Origin of the sequence: Streptomyces pallidus (ex Mingjun et al. 2026) (genome assembly GCF_051550185.1) — a bacterium.
Taxonomy (GTDB): Bacteria; Actinomycetota; Actinomycetes; order Streptomycetales; family Streptomycetaceae; genus Streptomyces.
In genome coordinates this window covers 2,802,263-2,818,198 of the sequence record NZ_CP196181.1, presented here as the reverse complement: position 1 = coordinate 2,818,198, position 15,936 = coordinate 2,802,263, and the positions used below count along the sequence as shown (strand labels likewise).

Annotated in this window: 15 protein-coding genes and 2 tRNA genes; 10 read left to right on the top strand and 7 right to left on the bottom strand. The window is 72.0% G+C overall.

The genetic code is table 11. The features are described 5' to 3' along the window. The first annotated feature begins 15 nt into the window (after positions 1 to 15). From ACSHWO_RS12025 to ACSHWO_RS12010, 4 genes are all read left to right on the top strand, one after another. A complete protein-coding gene (locus ACSHWO_RS12025; protein WP_385849121.1) occupies positions 16 to 2,889 on the top strand; it encodes a UPF0182 family membrane protein in 2,874 nt (957 codons plus the stop codon). Positions 2,890 to 2,936: 47 nt separating this feature from the next. Then, positions 2,937 to 3,010 (top strand) — tRNA-Met (locus ACSHWO_RS12020). A gap of 201 nt (positions 3,011 to 3,211) precedes the next feature. Continuing rightward, positions 3,212 to 5,071, top strand: a complete 1,860-nt coding sequence (locus tag ACSHWO_RS12015; RefSeq protein ID WP_385849110.1) for a tetratricopeptide repeat protein — start codon at positions 3,212 to 3,214, stop codon at positions 5,069 to 5,071. 71 nt (positions 5,072 to 5,142) lie between these two features. Continuing rightward, positions 5,143 to 5,216, top strand: a tRNA-Met gene (locus ACSHWO_RS12010). A 141-nt stretch (positions 5,217 to 5,357) separates the two neighbouring features. Here ACSHWO_RS12010 and ACSHWO_RS12005 read toward each other — a convergent pair. Continuing rightward, on the bottom strand, positions 5,358 to 5,774 hold the full coding sequence (locus ACSHWO_RS12005) for a Fur family transcriptional regulator (protein WP_438311721.1): 417 nt from the start codon (positions 5,772 to 5,774) through the stop codon (positions 5,358 to 5,360). Between the two features lie 172 nt (positions 5,775 to 5,946). Between ACSHWO_RS12005 and ACSHWO_RS12000 the strand changes: the two genes are divergently transcribed. After that, on the top strand, positions 5,947 to 7,398 hold the full coding sequence (locus tag ACSHWO_RS12000; protein ID WP_438311720.1) for a catalase: 1,452 nt from the start codon (positions 5,947 to 5,949) through the stop codon (positions 7,396 to 7,398). 67 nt (positions 7,399 to 7,465) lie between these two features. On the opposite strand, the gene ACSHWO_RS11995 is transcribed toward ACSHWO_RS12000, so the two are convergent. After that, a complete protein-coding gene (locus ACSHWO_RS11995) occupies positions 7,466 to 7,861 on the bottom strand; it encodes a CBS domain-containing protein (protein ID WP_361089112.1) in 396 nt (131 codons plus the stop codon). Between the two features lie 151 nt (positions 7,862 to 8,012). After that, complete coding sequence (gene hisN / locus ACSHWO_RS11990; RefSeq protein WP_385849107.1) at positions 8,013 to 8,819, bottom strand: histidinol-phosphatase; 807 nt, start codon at positions 8,817 to 8,819, stop codon at positions 8,013 to 8,015. 124 nt (positions 8,820 to 8,943) lie between these two features. Here hisN and ACSHWO_RS11985 point away from each other — a divergent pair, with 124 nt between their 5' ends. Continuing rightward, positions 8,944 to 9,519 (top strand): TetR/AcrR family transcriptional regulator, encoded by a 576-nt coding sequence (locus tag ACSHWO_RS11985; protein ID WP_385849106.1) that lies wholly within the window; start codon positions 8,944 to 8,946, stop codon positions 9,517 to 9,519. On the opposite strand, the gene ACSHWO_RS11980 is transcribed toward ACSHWO_RS11985, so the two are convergent. The 4 genes from ACSHWO_RS11980 to ACSHWO_RS11965 form a co-directional block, all read right to left on the bottom strand. Next, complete coding sequence (locus tag ACSHWO_RS11980; protein ID WP_361089106.1) at positions 9,485 to 9,808, bottom strand: DMT family transporter; 324 nt, start codon at positions 9,806 to 9,808, stop codon at positions 9,485 to 9,487. The genes ACSHWO_RS11985 and ACSHWO_RS11980 overlap by 35 nt on opposite strands. A gap of 131 nt (positions 9,809 to 9,939) precedes the next feature. Beyond that, positions 9,940 to 10,950, bottom strand: a complete 1,011-nt coding sequence (gene rsgA / locus ACSHWO_RS11975; protein ID WP_438311716.1) for a ribosome small subunit-dependent GTPase A — start codon at positions 10,948 to 10,950, stop codon at positions 9,940 to 9,942. A 7-nt stretch (positions 10,951 to 10,957) separates the two neighbouring features. Continuing rightward, positions 10,958 to 12,295 carry a 3-phosphoshikimate 1-carboxyvinyltransferase gene (gene aroA, locus ACSHWO_RS11970; protein ID WP_361089102.1) on the bottom strand — a complete coding sequence of 446 codons (1,338 nt, stop codon included), beginning with the start codon at positions 12,293 to 12,295 and terminating at the stop codon, positions 10,958 to 10,960. A gap of 65 nt (positions 12,296 to 12,360) precedes the next feature. Beyond that, a complete protein-coding gene (locus tag ACSHWO_RS11965) occupies positions 12,361 to 13,074 on the bottom strand; it encodes a M50 family metallopeptidase (RefSeq protein ID WP_385849105.1) in 714 nt (237 codons plus the stop codon). 53 nt (positions 13,075 to 13,127) lie between these two features. Between ACSHWO_RS11965 and ACSHWO_RS11960 the strand changes: the two genes are divergently transcribed. From ACSHWO_RS11960 to rsrA, 4 genes are all read left to right on the top strand, one after another. Then, positions 13,128 to 13,946 carry an SOS response-associated peptidase gene (locus ACSHWO_RS11960; RefSeq protein WP_438311713.1) on the top strand — a complete coding sequence of 273 codons (819 nt, stop codon included), beginning with the start codon at positions 13,128 to 13,130 and terminating at the stop codon, positions 13,944 to 13,946. Between the two features lie 59 nt (positions 13,947 to 14,005). After that, positions 14,006 to 14,707, top strand: a complete 702-nt coding sequence (locus ACSHWO_RS11955) for an alpha/beta hydrolase family protein (protein WP_438311710.1) — start codon at positions 14,006 to 14,008, stop codon at positions 14,705 to 14,707. A 269-nt stretch (positions 14,708 to 14,976) separates the two neighbouring features. Then, positions 14,977 to 15,621, top strand: coding sequence for a sigma-70 family RNA polymerase sigma factor (locus ACSHWO_RS11950; protein ID WP_361089324.1), 645 nt, complete (start codon positions 14,977 to 14,979; stop codon positions 15,619 to 15,621). Continuing rightward, positions 15,618 to 15,920 (top strand): mycothiol system anti-sigma-R factor, encoded by a 303-nt coding sequence (gene rsrA / locus ACSHWO_RS11945; RefSeq protein ID WP_179172862.1) that lies wholly within the window; start codon positions 15,618 to 15,620, stop codon positions 15,918 to 15,920. The genes ACSHWO_RS11950 and rsrA overlap by 4 nt, the downstream gene beginning before the upstream one ends. Positions 15,921 to 15,936 lie beyond the last annotated feature (16 nt).

The window sequence follows — 15,936 nt, the reverse complement described above, 5'->3', positions numbered from 1 at the left end:
ACCTTGGCTTTCCAGATGCCGGACCGCGGCTCAGGCCCCTCGGGGCCACGGATGAGAGTCGGCCGCCCCTCCCGGCGATCCCGCACTCTCCTGATGACCTTGGGCGTGCTGGCCGTCCTGGGCATGGCGTTCGTCATGTTCGCGGGCTTCTGGACGGACTGGCTCTGGTTCCGCTCCGTGAAGTACTCCACCGTCTTCACCACCACCCTGTGGACCCGGGTCGGCCTCTTCGCCGTCTTCGGCCTGCTCATGGCGGGTGCGGTCGGGCTGAACATGTGGCTGGCCCACAGGCTCCGGCCGCCGCTCAGCGCGATGTCGATGGAGCAGCAGAGCCTCGACCGGTACCGGATGAGCATCGCGCCGTACAAGAAGTGGCTGCTGCTGGGCATCGCCGCGCTCGTCGGCATGATCGCGGGCGCCTCGGCGGCCGGCCAGTGGAAGACCTGGCTGATGTACGTGAACGGGGTGCCCTTCGGCAGGAAGGACCCCCAGTTCAAGCTGGACGTGTCCTTCTACACGTTCGACCTGCCCTGGTACCGCTTCCTGCTGGGCTTCGGCTTCGCCGCCGTCATCCTGTCGGTGATCGCCGCCGTCGTCGTCCACTACCTGTACGGCGGCCTGCGCGTGACCAGCCCGGGCGCCCGGGCCACGGCCGCGGCGACCGGGCACCTGTCCGTGCTGCTGGGCCTCTTCGTCACGCTGAAGGCCGTCGCGTACTGGCTCGACCGGTACGGCCTGGCCGTGAAGTCCAGCGACTTCAAGGCCGCCGACAACTGGACCGGCCTGCGGTACGTCGACGCGAACGCGTACCTGCCGGCCAAGACGATCCTCGTCGCCATCGCGGCGATCTGCGCCGTGCTCTTCTTCGCGACGCTGTGGCGGCGCACCTGGCAGCTGCCGGTGATCGGCTTCGGCCTGATGGTGCTCTCGGCGATCCTGATCGGCGGGCTCTACCCGGCGATCGTGCAGAAGTTCCAGGTCCAGCCCAACGAGCAGGCCAAGGAAGCGCCGTACGTCGAGAAGAACATCAAGGCCACCCGGGACGCCTACGGGATCGACGGGTCCGACGTGAAGGACTACCCCGGCGTGCCGCAGACCGACGACAAGGCGAAGCTGCGGCAGGCGGCCGGCACCACCGCCAGCATCCGCATCCTCGACCCGAACATCGTCTCCCCGGCCTTCCAGCAGCTCCAGCAGGTCAAGGGCTACTACGCCTTCCCGTCCACGCTGGCCGTGGACCGGTACAGCGCCCAGGACACCGTCATCGGCCTGCGCGAGCTGAACATCAGCGGCATCCCGAAGAACAACTGGATCAACGACCACTTCAAGTACACGCACGGCTACGGCGTGGTCGCGGCCAAGGGCACCAGCGTCGACAGCCAGGGCGCCCCCGACTTCACCCAGTCCGACCTCCCCTCGAAGGGGATGTTCGGCACGGACTTCGAGCAGCGCATCTACTACGGCGAGCGGACGACGCAGTACTCGATCGTCGGCGGACCGCAGAAGGAGCTCGACTACTCGGACGACAAGGGCGAGAAGGAGACCAGCTACCGGGGCGACTCCGGCGTCAGCCTCGACAACCCGGTGAACCGCGCCGCGTACGCGCTGGCCTTCAGCGAGCCGCAGATCCTCTACTCGGGCGCCATCGGCGACGGCTCGCGGATCCTCTACAACCGCACGCCCAAGGAGCGCGTCGAGGCCGTCGCACCCTGGCTGACCATCGACGGCGCCCCGTACCCGGCGGTCATCGACGGCCGCGTCAAGTGGATCGTCGACGCGTACACGACGACCAACGGCTACCCGTACGCCTCGCGCACCACGCTGGGCCAGAGCACCGCGGACTCGCTGACCAACAGCCAGCGCGCGGTGGTCGCCCAGGAGAACCAGGTCAACTACATCCGCAACTCGGTGAAGGCCACCGTCGACGCCTACGACGGCACGGTCAGCCTGTACCAGTGGGACGCCGAGGACCCGGTCCTGAAGACCTGGATGAAGGCGTTCCCCGGCACGGTCAAGGCCAGGAGCGAGATCTCCAAGCCGCTCATGGACCACCTGCGCTACCCGCAGGACCTGTTCAAGGTCCAGCGCGAGCTGCTGACCCGCTACCACGTCACCGACCCGCAGACCTTCCTCAGCGGCAGCGAGGCCTGGGCCGTCCCGGACGACCCGACTACCAAGGCCGGCACGGCGGTTCCGCCGTACTACCTGTCGATGAAGATGCCGGGCCAGACCGAGAAGGACCAGGTCTTCTCGCTCACGACGACGTTCACGCCGAACGAGCGGGACAACCTCAGCGCCTTCATGGCGGTCAACGCCGACCCGGGCACCCCGGACTACGGCAAGATCCGCATCCTGAAGCTGCCCACCAGCAAGCCGGTCGACGGCCCGAAGCAGGTGCAGAGCAAGTTCCAGTCGGAGCCGAAGATCGCCGAGTCGATCCGGCTGCTGCGCGGCGGCGACTCCGAGGTCGAGTACGGCAACCTGCTCGCGGTGCCGCTGGAAGGCGGGATGCTGTACGTGGAGCCGGTGTACGTGCGCAGTGCCGGCCTGAAGTACCCGCTGCTGCGCAAGGTGCTGGTGACCTACGGCGGTCAGACCGCCTTCGAGGACACCCTGGACAAGGCGCTGAACGTGGTCTTCGGGGCCGAGGCGCCGACGACGCCCGTGAACCCGCCGCCGGGCGAGGGGACCGTCACGCCGCCGACCGCCCAGGACCCGACGGTCAAGGCGGCCCTGGCGGACGCGCAGAAGGCCGTCGAGGAAGCCGACAAGGCGATGAAGGCCGGCGACTGGGCGGCCTACGGCAAGGCGCAGAGCGATCTGCAGGCGGCGCTGAAGCGGGCGATCGACGCGGAGGCGAAGCAGTCGGCCCCGAAGCCCGCGGGCTGAAACCGGTAATGGCTCGGTCCCGCGTCGTGATACTGTGGTCTCACCGACGCGGGGTGGAGCAGCTCGGTAGCTCGCTGGGCTCATAACCCAGAGGTCGCAGGTTCAAATCCTGTCCCCGCTACTGAAAACGAAGGCCCGGATCCTAGGATCCGGGCCTTCGTCATGTCCGGAATGGACACGTGGGGGCATGAGGTAGCTGAGGCGGGTGAGTTGGGGTGGGAGCGTGTTTGACTTGTCTCTCTGTGGGCATGTCGACAAAACGCTGAAGTGACCTCACAGGCTGCGACATACCAGGTGTACGCGGGTAGCAGGTGATGCGACGATGGGATATATGGGGGACAGGTCAACTCTGCTGGAGACAGGGCGGTTTGTGAGGGCGGCCGGAGCAGGGTCGGATGCAGCAGTCGAAGAGGAGGCTCAGGCCGTTAACGCGCAGACCCCACTGACCGATGTGGGTTTCGCGGAGGAGATGTTCGCCGAGGCCGACGCGGCCAGCGACACCGAGCTGGAGGCGCGGCACCGGGTCGCGGCCGACCGCGGCGACCCCGGAGCGATGAGCGTCCTCGGGGCCCTGCTGCTGCGCCGCGGCGACCTGGACGGGGCCGAGCCGTACCTGCGCGGCGCCACTGCGGAGGGGGACCGCGCCGCCGCCAACAACCTGGGCGTACTGCTGCTCCAGCGGGGCTACCCCGACGAGGCCGCCAACTGGTGGCGGGTCGCCGCCGTCGCCGGATCCGCCCCCGCGGCCCACGCCCTGGGCCGCCACTTCCGCGAGCGCGGGGACGAGCCCGCCGCCGAGTACTGGTTCCGGCAGGCGGCGGAATCCGGCCACGCGCTGGGCGCGTACGCCCTGGCCGACCTCCTGGAGCACCGCGGCGACAAGGGCATCGAGCGCTGGCTGCGGCAGGCCGCCGAGCAGGGCCACCGCGAGGCCGCCTACCGCCTGGCCCGCCACCTGCGCAAGGGTGACCCCGCCGAGGCCGAGCAGTGGTACCGGCAGGCCGCCGCCCGCGGGCACCGGCGCGCCGCCCTGCACCTGGGCACGCTGCTGGAGGCCCGCGGCGAGCTCAAGGAGGCCGGGCGCTGGTACCTGACCTCCGCCAAGCAGGGCGAGGCGCGGGCCGCCTGCGCCCTCGGCTTCCTGCTGCGCGACGCCGGGGACGAGGAGAGCGCGATCGCCTGGTGGAACCGGGCCGCGCAGGACGGCGACGGCAACGCCGCGAACGCGCTCGGCGCCCTGCACGCCGCCCGCGGGGAGACCGGGACCGCGGAGAAGTGGTACCGGGTCGCCATGGACGCGGGCGACCAGAACGGCGCGTACAACCTCGCCCTGCTCTGCGCCGCGCAGGACCGGACCGCGCAGGCCGAGCAGTTCTACCGGCGGGCGGCCTACGCCGGCCACCGCGAGGCGGCCAACGCCCTCGCCATCATGTTGCTCCAGGTCGGCGACGCGGCCGGGGCCGAGCCGTGGTTCTCCAAGGCGGCCGAGGCGGGCAGCGTGGACGCCGCGTTCAACCTCGGGATCCTCTTCGCCAGCCGCGACGACGACCGCACGGCGCTGAAGTGGTACGAGCGGGCTGCCTCGGCCGGCCACACCGATGCCGCCCTCCAGGTCGGCATCGCCCTGGTGCGCGACGGCGAGGAGCGGGCCGCCGAGCGGCACCTGCGCTGTGCGGCCGGCGGCGGCAGCGCGGAGGCGGCGTTCCGGCTGGCCGCGCTGCTGGAGTCGCTGGCCCCGCCGCCGGAGCCGCCGGCCCTGGGCGAGCCCCTCGGCGGCACGGCGCGCACCGAGAGCGAGGAGTGGTACGAGCGGGCCGCCCAGCTGGGCCATCGCCGCGCGCAGGTGCGCGTCGGGATGCTCGCCGCCGCCCGTGGCGACATGACCGTGGCGGCGCGCTGGTACCGGGAGGCGGCGGAGGCCGGCTCCCGCAACGGCGCGTTCAACCTCGGGCTGCTGCTGGCGCGTGAGGGCAACGAGCCGGAGGCCGCCCTGTGGTGGACCCGCGCGGCCGTGGCCGGGCACGGCCGCGCCGCGCTGCGGCTGGGGCTGCTCGCCGCCCGGCACGGGGACCTGGCCGAGGGGCAGAAGTGGTGCGTGCGCGCGATCGAGCTGGGGCCCGCCGAGGTCGCGGAGCGGGCCGCCCGGCTGCGCGACGCCCTCGCCGAGGAACTGTCCGTGTGACCCGGGCCCTGCCCCGTCCGTTAAGCGATTTGCATCTGCCGGGCGGCCTCGCGTAAAGTCGTGTTTACCGACGCGGGGTGGAGCAGCTCGGTAGCTCGCTGGGCTCATAACCCAGAGGTCGCAGGTTCAAATCCTGTCCCCGCTACTGAAGCCGAAGGCCCGGATCCTCAAGGATCCGGGCCTTCGGCGTTTCCGGACGCCGAAGGCGAGAAGTGGGACACGAAGGAGGGCCCGGGAGCATCGCTCCCGGGCCCTCCCGTCGTCTTCCGACTTCCGTCGTCCGCCCTCAGGCGCCCGCGCACTCCGGGCACACCCCGCGGTAGGTCACCTCGACCGCCGACACCACGAAGCCGAACCGCTCCGCGTCCGGCAGGTCGGCCAGCGGGTTGCCCGCCGGGTGCACGTCCCGGATCGCCCCGCACTGCGCGCACACCAGGTGCTGGTGGGGCTTGTGGGCGTTCGGGTCGTAGCGCTTGGCGCGCCGGTCCGTGGAAACCTCCAGGACCTCGCCGAGGGTCACGAGCTCACCGAGCGTGTTGTAGACCGTCGCCCGGGAGATCTCGGGCAGCTTGTCCACCGCGCGCGCGTGCACCTCGTCCGCCGTGAGGTGGACGTGGTCGCCGTCGAGCACCTCGGCCACGACGCGCCGCTGTGCGGTCATGCGCCATCCGCGGTCGCGAAGTCGTTCCAGCAGGTCACTCATGGACACCAGCCTAACAGCGAGGGACCGGGTGCAATTCCCGAGTCCGTACGGACTTGGATGCTTACTTGACTTAGACAAAGTCCATCGTAGGATCGAGTACGGCAAAGGCCAAGGACAGGCAGACAGGCAACGGGCCGGGTCAGGCACGGCAGCAATGACGCAGGAGGCGCACGTGACGCAGGGACCGCTCACCACGGAGGCCGGGGCTCCGGTCGCGGACAACCAGAACAGCGAGACGGCGGGCGTCGGCGGTCCGGTCCTGGTCCAGGACCAGCTGCTGCTGGAGAAGCTCGCCCACTTCAACCGCGAGCGCATACCGGAGCGCGTGGTGCACGCCCGCGGCGCCGGCGCCTACGGCACCTTCACCGTCACCGCCGACGTGACGGACTACACCCGTGCCGCGTTCCTTTCCGAGGTCGGCAAGCAGACCGAGGTCTTCCTGCGGTTCTCGACCGTGGCCGGCAACCTCGGTGCCGCCGACGCCGTGCGCGACCCCCGCGGCTGGGCGCTGAAGTTCTACACGGAAGAGGGCAACTACGACCTCGTCGGCAACAACACCCCGGTGTTCTTCATCAGGGACGCCATCAAGTTCCCCGACTTCATCCACACCCAGAAGCGCGACCCGTACACCGGCTCGACCGAGGCGGACAACGTCTGGGACTTCTGGAGCCTGTCCCCCGAGTCCACCCACCAGGTGACCTGGCTGTTCGGCGACCGCGGCATCCCGGCCTCGTACCGCCACATGAACGGCTACGGCTCGCACACCTTCCAGTGGAACAACGAGGCCGGCGAGGTCTTCTGGGTCAAGTACCACTTCAAGACCGACCAGGGGATCGAGAACCTCACCCAGGCCGAGGCCAACCGGCTGGCCGGCGAGGACCCGGACTCCCACCAGCGCGACCTGCGCGAGGCCATCGAGCGCGGCGAGTTCCCGACCTGGACCGTCCAGGTCCAGATCATGCCGGCGGCGGACGCGGCGACCTACCGCTTCAACCCGTTCGACCTCACCAAGGTGTGGCCGCACGAGGACTACCCGCCGGTCGAGATCGGCAAGCTGGAACTCAACCGCAACCCGGAGAACGTCTTCGCCGAGGTCGAGCAGAGCATCTTCAGCCCGGCCCACTTCGTGCCCGGCATCGGCCCCTCCCCGGACAAGATGCTCCAGGGCCGCCTCTTCGCCTACGGCGACGCCCACCGCTACCGCGTCGGCATCAACGCCGACCACCTGCCGGTGAACCGGCCGCACGCCACCGAGGCCCGCACCAACTCCCGTGACGGCTTCCTCTACGACGGCCGCCACAAGGGCGCGAAGAACTACGAGCCCAACTCCTTCGGCGGCCCGCACCAGATCGACCGGCCGCTGTGGCAGCCGATCCCGGTCGCCGGGGTCACCGGGGACCACGCGGCCCCGGTCCACTCCGAGGGCGACGACTTCGTCCAGGCCGGCAACCTCTACCGCCTGATGTCCGAGGACGAGAAGGGCCGTCTGGTCGAGAACCTGGCCGGCTTCATCGCCAAGGTCTCCCGTGACGACATCGTCGAGCGTGCGATCGACAACTTCCGTCGGGCGGACGGCGACTTCGGCAAGCGGCTGGAGGCCGCGGTCCAGGCCCTGCGCGGCTGAACCGACCGTCTGTCGTAGGGAGGCGGCGGGCCGGAAACCCCTTCTGGGTCCGGCCCGCCGCCGTTCGCTACGCCGCCACGGTGCTGCGCCGGGCCGGCGCCCAGCAGCGGACGATGTCGCGGACGGACACGATGCCGACGGGGCCGCCGCCCTCGACGACGATCAGGTGCCGGAAGCCGCCGTGGGCCATCGCCTCGGCGGCATCCTGCAGGGTCGTCTCCGGGGTGCAGAACACCACGTTGTTCGTGGTGTGCGCCCCCACGGACTCCCGGTCGGGGTCGTGGCCCGCGCCGATGGAGTTGAGGACGTCCCGTTCGGTCAGGATGCCGATGCCGCTGTGTTCGGGATCGAGGACGACCGCCGCGCCGACCCGGCGGCCGGACATCAGACAGGCCGCCTGGCGGATGGTGTGGGCGGGGCCGAGGGTGAGGATCACGGTGCTCATGGCGTCACGGACGAGCATGAAGAGAGCCACCTCCTGGGAGAGTCCCCCGCTTGAGAAGTCATTCACAAGTGCACAAGCGGGGGAGTCTCAGAGTCCCACGGACACGGAGGGTCATCAAGAGGGCGCACTCGGTTGTCCTGGCGCAGGGACGGCGCAGGTCCGGGCGCGCTCAGGCGCGGGGGCGCAGGTACCCGAGCATCTCCTCGTGCAGCAGGCCGTTGGAGGCCGCCGCGTTCCCGCCGTGCACGCCGTCCACCCCGTCCAGGCTGGTGAACCGTCCGCCCGCCTCCTGCACCACGGCCGCGATGGCCGCCATGTCCCACAGGTTCAACTCCGGCTCGGCGCACAGGTCGAGCGAGCCCTCCGCGACCATCATGTACGGCCAGAAGTCCCCGTAGCCGCGGGTCCGCCAGCACTGCCGGGTCAGCTCCAGGAACCCGTCGAGCCGGCCCTGCTCCTCCCAGCCGCTCAACGAGGAGTACGCGAACGAGGCGTCGCCCAGGGAGCCCACCTGCGACACCCCGATGCGCTGCGGCTCGCCGCCCAGCGCACCGCCCGCGTACGCGCCCCCGCCCTGCGCCGCCCACCAGCGCCGGCCCAGCGCGGGCGCCGAGACCACCCCGACGACGGGCCGGAACACCCCGTCGGAGCCCTCCTCCATCAGCGAGATCAGGGTCGCCCAGACGGGCACCCCGCGCACGTAGTTCTTCGTGCCGTCGATCGGGTCCACGACCCAGCGGCGCGGGCCGCCGCCCTTCAGGCCGTACTCCTCGCCCAGGATGGCGTCCGCGGGCCGCGCGGCCTCGATCCCCGCCCGGACCACTTCCTCGGCGGCCCGGTCCGCCTCGCTCACCGGGGTCATGTCCGGCTTGGTCTCGACCTTCAGGTCGAGGGCGCGGAAGCGCTCCATGGTGACGGCGTCCGCCGCGTCGGCGAGCTCCAGGGCGAGGCGCAGGTCATCTTCGTACTCGGGCATGCCCGAACAGTATCGGCAGCCGCAGGGGCGGGCGAGCGGCGTCCACGGAGCGGCCGGGCAGGCGCCCTTGACAGGATCTGGCGACCCGTCAACTCTGGCGGTGGAGTCGAGCGGGGAGGCGCGGATGCCGGCAGCCCGGGAGTCGTTGCTGGAGGCGGCGTCGGTGGCGCTCTTGGCGCGCCCCTGGCCGTCCGTGCGGATGGTCGACGTGGCGGCCGCCGCCGGGGTGTCCCGGCAGACCCTCTACAACGAGTTCGGCGGCAAGGCGGGCCTCGGCCGCGCCCTCGTGCGCCGCGAGGCCGACTGGTACCTCGACGGGGTCGACCGGGTGCTGCGCACCCCGGCCGCCAGCGGGGGCGACCGGCTCGCCTCGGTCGCGGAGTGGACCGTGCGGGCGGCCCGTGCGCGTCCCCTCGTACGGGCCCTGCTGACCGGGTCCTGGGACGGCAACCTGCCGGTGCCGCCCGGGCAGGGCTCCCGGCCCGGCGTGCCCGCGCCCGCACCCGGCGAGCTGGCCCGGGCGGTGCGGGAGCGGGCGGCGGCCGTGCTCGCGCCGGGCGACGGTGCGCAGCGGTGCGAACTGGCCGTACGGCTGGCGCTGTCGTACGTGGTGGCCCCGGCGCGGGAGCCGGGGCTCGGGGAACTGCTCGGGCTGCTGCGGCTGCTCAGTGAGCCGACCCGGACAGCTGGAGGCCGATGACCCCGAGGATGACCAGCGTGATCGAGACGATCTTGAGGGTGGACACCAGGTCGCCGAGGAAGACCATGCCGTAGATCGCGGTCCCGGCCGCGCCGATGCCGGTCCACACGGCGTACGCCGGCCCCACGTCCAGTTTCTTCAGGGCCAGCGTCAGCAGGCCGAAGCTGCCGAGCGCGAAGGAGGCGAAGGCGATCGTCGGCCACAGCCGGGTGAACCCGTGGGACAGCTTGAGGCAGACCGCGAACCCGGTCTCCAGGAGTCCGGCGACGACGACCAGCAGCCAGGCCATGGCGAATGCCTCCCCGCGTCACGTGACATCGCGTCACTCAATGCGGTTATGCATTTACCGGACCATGACCCCGGCAAACCCTGCTGAACCCCGGCAAACCCCGCCGAACGCCGCGGACCGGGCAGGGGCGGTCAGTCGCCCTCGCGCCGCTCCCGCGTCCGCAGCAGCCGCCGCAGCGAGTCCAGCCGGACCGGATCCGCATGCCCCTCCGCCACCCAGGCGTCCAGCGCGCAGTCCTGCTCGTCGTGGCTGCACGCGCGCGGGCACTCCTCCGTACCGGGCACCAGGTCCGGGAAGGCCAGGATCACCCGCGAGGGGTCCACGTGGTGCAGGCCGAACGACCGCACGCCCGGCGTGTCGATGACCCAGCCGTCACCCGACGGCAGCGGCAGCGCGAGCGCCGAGGTGGTGGTGTGCCGGCCGCGCCCGGTCACGGCGTTGACGTGGCCGGTCGCGCGCTGGCGGCCCGCGCCGACCAGCGAGTTCACCAGGGTGGTCTTGCCGACCCCCGAGTGGCCCACGAAGGCGGTGATCCGGCCGGCCAGCCGCTCGCGCACCCGTTCGGCGGCCTCGCCGGCCGCCAGTTCCTCGCGGTTGGTCACCACGTAGTCGACACCCAGCGTCGCGTAGATCTCCAGGATCTTGTCCGGGGACGTCAGGTCCGACTTGGTGAGCACCAGCAGGGGCTCCAGCCCGGCGTCGTACGCGGCGACCAGACAGCGGTCGATCATGCGCGGCCGCGGCTCGGGGTCGGCCAGCGCGGTGACGATCGCCAGCTGGTCGGCGTTGGCGACGACCACCCGCTCGTACGGGTCGTCGTCGTCCGCGGTGCGCCGCAGGACGGACCTGCGCTCCTCGATCCGCACGATCCGCGCGAGGGTGTCCTTCCTGCCGGACAGGTCACCGACGAGCCATACCCGGTCGCCGACCACCGCGGCCTTGCGGCCGAGCTCGCGCGCCTTCATGGCGATGACCGTGCGGTCCTCCACCAGGCAGGTCAGCCGGCCGCGGTCGACGGTGAGGACGAAGCCCTCCGCCGCGTCCTCGTGCTTGGGGCGCTTGCTCGTGCGGGGCCGGTTGCCCTTGGGGTTGGGGCGGGACCGGATGTCGTCCTCGTCGGTGTGCTTGCCGTACCTGCGCATGACGGACCTACGCTCCCGAGCCCGCGAGCATGTCCGTCCACATCCTCGGGAAGTCCGGCAGCGTCTTCGCGGTCGTCGCCACGTTCTCGATCTGCACGCCCTCGACCGCCAGGCCGAGCACGGCGCCCGCGGTGGCCATCCGGTGGTCGTCGTAGGTGTGGAACACGCCGCCGTGCAGCGGGCGCGGGCGGATGTGCAGGCCGTCGGCGGTCTCCGTGACCTCGCCGCCGAGCCCGTTGATCTCCGCGGTCAGGGCCGCCAACCGGTCCGTCTCGTGCAGCCGGAGGTGCGCCACCCCGCGCAGGGTGGACGGGGAGTCGGCCAGAGCGGCGACGGCCGCGATGCCGGGCGTCAGCTCGCCGACCTCGCCCAGGTCCACGTCGATGCCGTGGATCTTGCCGGTGCCCGTGAAGACCAGGCCGGCGTCGGTCAGCTCGCAGGAGCCGCCCATCTCCGTGAAGATCCGGCGCAGCTCGTCGCCGGGCTGCGTGGTGCGGCGAGGCCAGTCCGGGATGGTGACCGTGCCGCCCGTGATCAGGGCCGCCGCCAGGAACGGCTGGGCGTTCGACAGGTCCGGCTCGACCACCATGTCGCGGCCCAGCAGCGCGCTCGGCGCCACCCGCCACACGTTCGGCTCGCCACCCGCCTCCGGCGTGTCGACCCGGGCGCCGGCCGCGCGCAGCATCTCCACCGTCATCCGGATGTGCGGCATCGAGGGCAGGGTCGCGCCGACGTGCCGCACCTCCACGCCCTGGTTGAACCGCGGGGCGGCGAGCAGCAGCGCGGAGATGAACTGGGACGAGTTGCTCGCGTCGAGCTCGACCGAGCCGCCCTCCAGCGCCCCGCCGCCCTGCACGGTCAGCGGCAGCGCGCCGCGGCCGCCGTCGTCGATGCGGGCACCCAGCCCGCGCAGGGCGGTGATGACCTGGCCGAGCGGACGCTCGTAGGACCGCGGGTCGCCGTCGAAGCGGATGTCGCCGTCGGCGAGGGTGGCGACCGGCGGCAGGAAGCGCATGACCGTGCCGGCGTTGCCGACGTCCACGGTGGCCGGGCCGTGCAGGGCCGCCGGGATGATCCGCCAGGCCTCGCCGCCCGCGCCGTCGCCGGAGCTGGAGGAGACGGTCTCCTCGATGCCCACGCCCATGGCCCGCAGCGCGTCCGCCATCAGCTGCGAGTCCCGCGAGCGCAGCGGGCGGCGCACCCAGCCGGGCTCCGCGGAGAGCGCCGCGAGGACCAGGGCCCGGTTAGTGACCGACTTCGACCCGGGCACGGTGACGGTGGCGTGGACGGTGCCGTCGGCGTGCGGGGCAGGCCAGAGGGCGGGGAGCGCGGGGGTCTGGGTCATGGCCACCACTTTAGTGGCTCCGCCCGGGCGCTGATCGTGATCGAGCCGTGCCCCGCCGAGCGGTCTCAGAGGTTGAGAAGCCAGCGTGCGCCGCCGATCAGCGAGCACAGCGCGACGGCGTGGAAGAGGAACAGCCACAGCACCGGGTGCGTGTGGGTGAGGCGGCCCAACTGGTCCGCGTCGGAGTCCGGCGCCCCGCCGTGCCGGCGCTTGGCCCCCAGCTCGAACACCGGCCGCACGCCGCCCAGCAGCAGGAACCACACGGCCGCGTACGCGAACGCCGCCTGCACCTCGGCCGCGGCGAGCCAGGAGACCAGGACGAACGTGCCGCCCGCCAGCACCACCGTCAGGGCGCCGTACGCGTTGCGGATCATCACCAGCATCGTCAGCAGCAGCGCGGTGGCCGCCCACAGCAGCAGCGTGGTCCGCTGGGCCGACAGCAGCGCGGCCCCGCCGAGCCCCAGCAGCGAGGGCGCCGTGTACCCGGCGGCGGCCGTCAGGATCATCCCGAGGCCGGTCGGCTTGCCGCGGCTGACGGTGACGCCGCTGGTGTCCGAGTGCAGCCGGATCCCGTCGAGGCGCCGGCCCGTCAGCAGCGCCAGCAGGCCGTGGCCGCCCTCGTGCGCGATGGTCACGGCGTTGCGGGACACCCGCCACACCGGGTGCGGCGCCACGAGCGCCAGGGCGGCCAGGCCCGTCACGATCACCAGCCAGAGGGCCGGCGGGGTCTGTATGCCCGTGAGCCGGTCCCACAGGCCGGCCGGCGTGGTGCTGTCCATAAAGCGGCGGACTCCTTGCGGTGAGGATCGGATGACATGGCAGTGTGGCAGCCATGTGCGGACGGTATGCGGCGGGCCGCGGGCCCGAGGACCTGGCCCGGATCTTCGGCGTCGAGCGGTGGGAGCCCGAGGAGACCCTGGCCCCCGACTGGAACGTGGCGCCGACGAAGCAGGTCCACGTCGTCCTCGACCGCCCCCTCAAAGACGCCCCGAGCCCGCGTCCGGTTCGCCAGCTGCGCGTCCTGCGGTGGGGCCTCGTCCCGTCCTGGGCCGAGAACCCCGACGGCGCGGCCCGGATGATAAACGCCCGGTCCGAGACCCTCGCCGAGAAGCCGTCCTTCCGCCGCCCCTTCATGCAGCGCCGCTGCATCATCCCCGCCGACGGGTACTACGAGTGGGTCACCGGCCATGACGAGCGCCTGCTGGAGGTCGAGGGGAAACGGAAGCGGGCCCGCAAGCAGCCGTACTTCGTGCTCCCCGCCGACGGCTCCGTCTTCGCCATGGCCGGCATCTACGAGTTCTGGCGCGACCGCACCCTGCCCGACGCCCACCCGCAGGCCTGGTGGGCGACATGCTCGGTGATCACCGCCGAGGCCGAGACCGCACCGCTGGCCGCCGCCCCCGCCGACGGGCCGCGCTCGCTCGCCGAGATCCACCCCCGGATGCCGCTGATGCTCACCCCGGACCGCTGGGACGCCTGGCTGGACCCGGCGAACACCGACGTCGACGGCTCGCTGCAGGAGCTGCTCGCCCCGCCGCCCGGCGGGCTGATGCGCGCCTTCCCGGTCTCCACCGCCGTCAGCAGCGTGCGCAACAACGGGCCGGAGCTGCTGGCGGAACTGGACGCGCCGGAAGAGGGCACCCTCTTCTAGCCCCCTCCCAGCCCTCCCACCTCCCGCCTCCTCGCCCCCGCGCCGGGCAGGATGGGGGCATGACCACGCGCACCCGCACCGAGAGCGTCCCCACCCCGGCGGGCGAGGCCCGCATCACCTGGCACCCCGCACCCGGGGCCCGGCTCGTCCTGGCCCTCGGTCACGGGGCGGGCGGCGGCATCGAGGCGCGCGACCTGCAGGCGCTGGCCGCCGCCCTGCCCGCCCGCGGGATCACCGTGGCCCTGGTCGAGCAACCCTGGAGGGTCGCCGGAAAGAAGGTCGCGGCCGCGCCCAAGGTGCTCGACGAGGGCTGGCACGCGCTGTGGCCGGCGCTGGAGCGGCCCGGGCTGCCCGTGGTGGCGGGCGGGCGCAGCGCCGGGGCCCGGGTGGCCTGCCGGACCGGCGCCGCACTCGGCGCGGCCGGGGTGCTGGCGCTGGCCTTCCCGCTGCACCCGCCGGGCAAGCCCGAGAAGTCCCGGGCCGAGGAGCTGACCGGGGCCGGGCTGCCCACGCTGGTCGTCCAGGGCGCCCGGGACCCGTTCGGGCGGCCGGAGGAGTTCCCGCCGCCGGCCGGGCCGGAACCGTACGAGCTGGCCGAGGTGGCACAAGGGGACCACGGCTTCGCCGTGCCGAAGAAGGCGGAGCAGACGCAGGACGAGGCCCTCGCCGTGATCACGCGGGCCGTGGCCGGCTGGCTGGAAGCGCTGCCCCGCCGGTCCGCCCGATCAGGCGCCGCCGCACCCCCCGCCCGTACGACCTGACACAGAGCCCGACCCCGCGCGCCCCGCCGGGAATGCGCGGCCCGACCCTTCTGTTGTGCGGGATGTCGGAACGCACAGGATCTCGTCGGAGGAGAGGGAGCCGCATGACCCAGGTCATCAGCCAGGACCGTCCGCAGGCTGCTGGGCTGGAATGGACGGTCCTCCCCGCGCCCAAGCGCAGCCCGCTCCGGGCGGCGGAGGGCCGGGAAGGTCGACTATTCTCCGATTCGAGCGGGTCCGCTTTCGGAGCCGCCGCGCAGTCGGAGGAGGTGGGTCCTGTCGCTGGGACCGAGGAGGGCCACGTGGAGGAGACGACCGCCGGGCGCAACGCGCGCTTCGAGCGGGACGCCCTCGGTTACCTCGACCAGATGTACTCGGCCGCGCTGCGCATGACGCGCAATCCGGCCGACGCCGAGGACCTGGTCCAGGAGACGTACGCCAAGGCGTACGCGTCCTTCCACCAGTTCCGTGAGGGCACCAACCTCAAGGCGTGGCTCTACCGCATTCTGACCAACACCTTCATCAACTCCTACCGCAAGAAGCAGCGCGAGCCGCAGCGCAGTGCGGCGGAGGAGATCGAGGACTGGCAGCTGGCGCGCGCCGAGTCGCACATGTCGACGGGACTGCGCTCGGCCGAGTCGCAGGCGCTCGACCACCTGCCCGATTCCGATGTGAAGGAAGCGCTTCAGGCCATTCCGGAGGAGTTCCGCATCGCGGTCTATCTCGCCGACGTAGAGGGCTTTGCGTACAAGGAGATCGCGGACATCATGGGTACACCCATCGGTACGGTCATGTCGCGACTGCACCGTGGCCGCCGTCAACTCCGCGGACTGCTGGAGGACTACGCCCGCGAGCGCGGGCTGGTCCCGGCGGGCGCGGGAGAGTCGAACGACCTGAAAGGCTCGGGCTCATGAGCTGCGGAGAGCCGCACGAGACGGAGTGCTCGGAGGTACTTGACCACCTCTACGAGTTCCTGGACCACGAGATGCCGGACAGCGACTGCACGAAGTTCGAGACGCACTTCGGCGAGTGCAACCCCTGCCTGGAGAAGTACGGCCTGGAGCAGGCCGTGAAGAAGCTGGTGAAGCGCTGCTGCGGATCGGACGACGTGCCGAGCGACCTGCGCTCCAAGGTGATGGGGCGGATCGAGCTGATCCGCTCGGGGCAGGCGGTGCCCGACCACGACGTCACCGCGGACCCCGCCGCCGGCTGACGACGCCGACGACCGA

Excerpts from the sequence above, each read along its gene's own strand:
- ACSHWO_RS12025 (WP_385849121.1), top strand. The coding sequence starts at position 16 with ATGCCGGACCGCGGCTCAGGCCCCTCGGGGCCACGGATGAGAGTCGGC.
- ACSHWO_RS12015 (WP_385849110.1), top strand. The coding sequence starts at position 3,212 with ATGGGATATATGGGGGACAGGTCAACTCTGCTGGAGACAGGGCGGTTT.
- ACSHWO_RS12005 (WP_438311721.1), bottom strand. The coding sequence starts at position 5,774 with ATGAGTGACCTGCTGGAACGACTTCGCGACCGCGGATGGCGCATGACC.
- ACSHWO_RS11995 (WP_361089112.1), bottom strand. The coding sequence starts at position 7,861 with ATGCTCGTCCGTGACGCCATGAGCACCGTGATCCTCACCCTCGGCCCC.
- hisN (WP_385849107.1), bottom strand. The coding sequence starts at position 8,819 with ATGCCCGAGTACGAAGATGACCTGCGCCTCGCCCTGGAGCTCGCCGAC.
- ACSHWO_RS11985 (WP_385849106.1), top strand. The coding sequence starts at position 8,944 with ATGCCGGCAGCCCGGGAGTCGTTGCTGGAGGCGGCGTCGGTGGCGCTC.
- ACSHWO_RS11980 (WP_361089106.1), bottom strand. The coding sequence starts at position 9,808 with ATGGCCTGGCTGCTGGTCGTCGTCGCCGGACTCCTGGAGACCGGGTTC.
- rsgA (WP_438311716.1), bottom strand. The coding sequence starts at position 10,950 with ATGCGCAGGTACGGCAAGCACACCGACGAGGACGACATCCGGTCCCGC.
- aroA (WP_361089102.1), bottom strand. The coding sequence starts at position 12,295 with ATGACCCAGACCCCCGCGCTCCCCGCCCTCTGGCCTGCCCCGCACGCC.
- ACSHWO_RS11965 (WP_385849105.1), bottom strand. The coding sequence starts at position 13,074 with ATGGACAGCACCACGCCGGCCGGCCTGTGGGACCGGCTCACGGGCATA.
- ACSHWO_RS11960 (WP_438311713.1), top strand. The coding sequence starts at position 13,128 with ATGTGCGGACGGTATGCGGCGGGCCGCGGGCCCGAGGACCTGGCCCGG.
- ACSHWO_RS11955 (WP_438311710.1), top strand. The coding sequence starts at position 14,006 with ATGACCACGCGCACCCGCACCGAGAGCGTCCCCACCCCGGCGGGCGAG.
- rsrA (WP_179172862.1), top strand. The coding sequence starts at position 15,618 with ATGAGCTGCGGAGAGCCGCACGAGACGGAGTGCTCGGAGGTACTTGAC.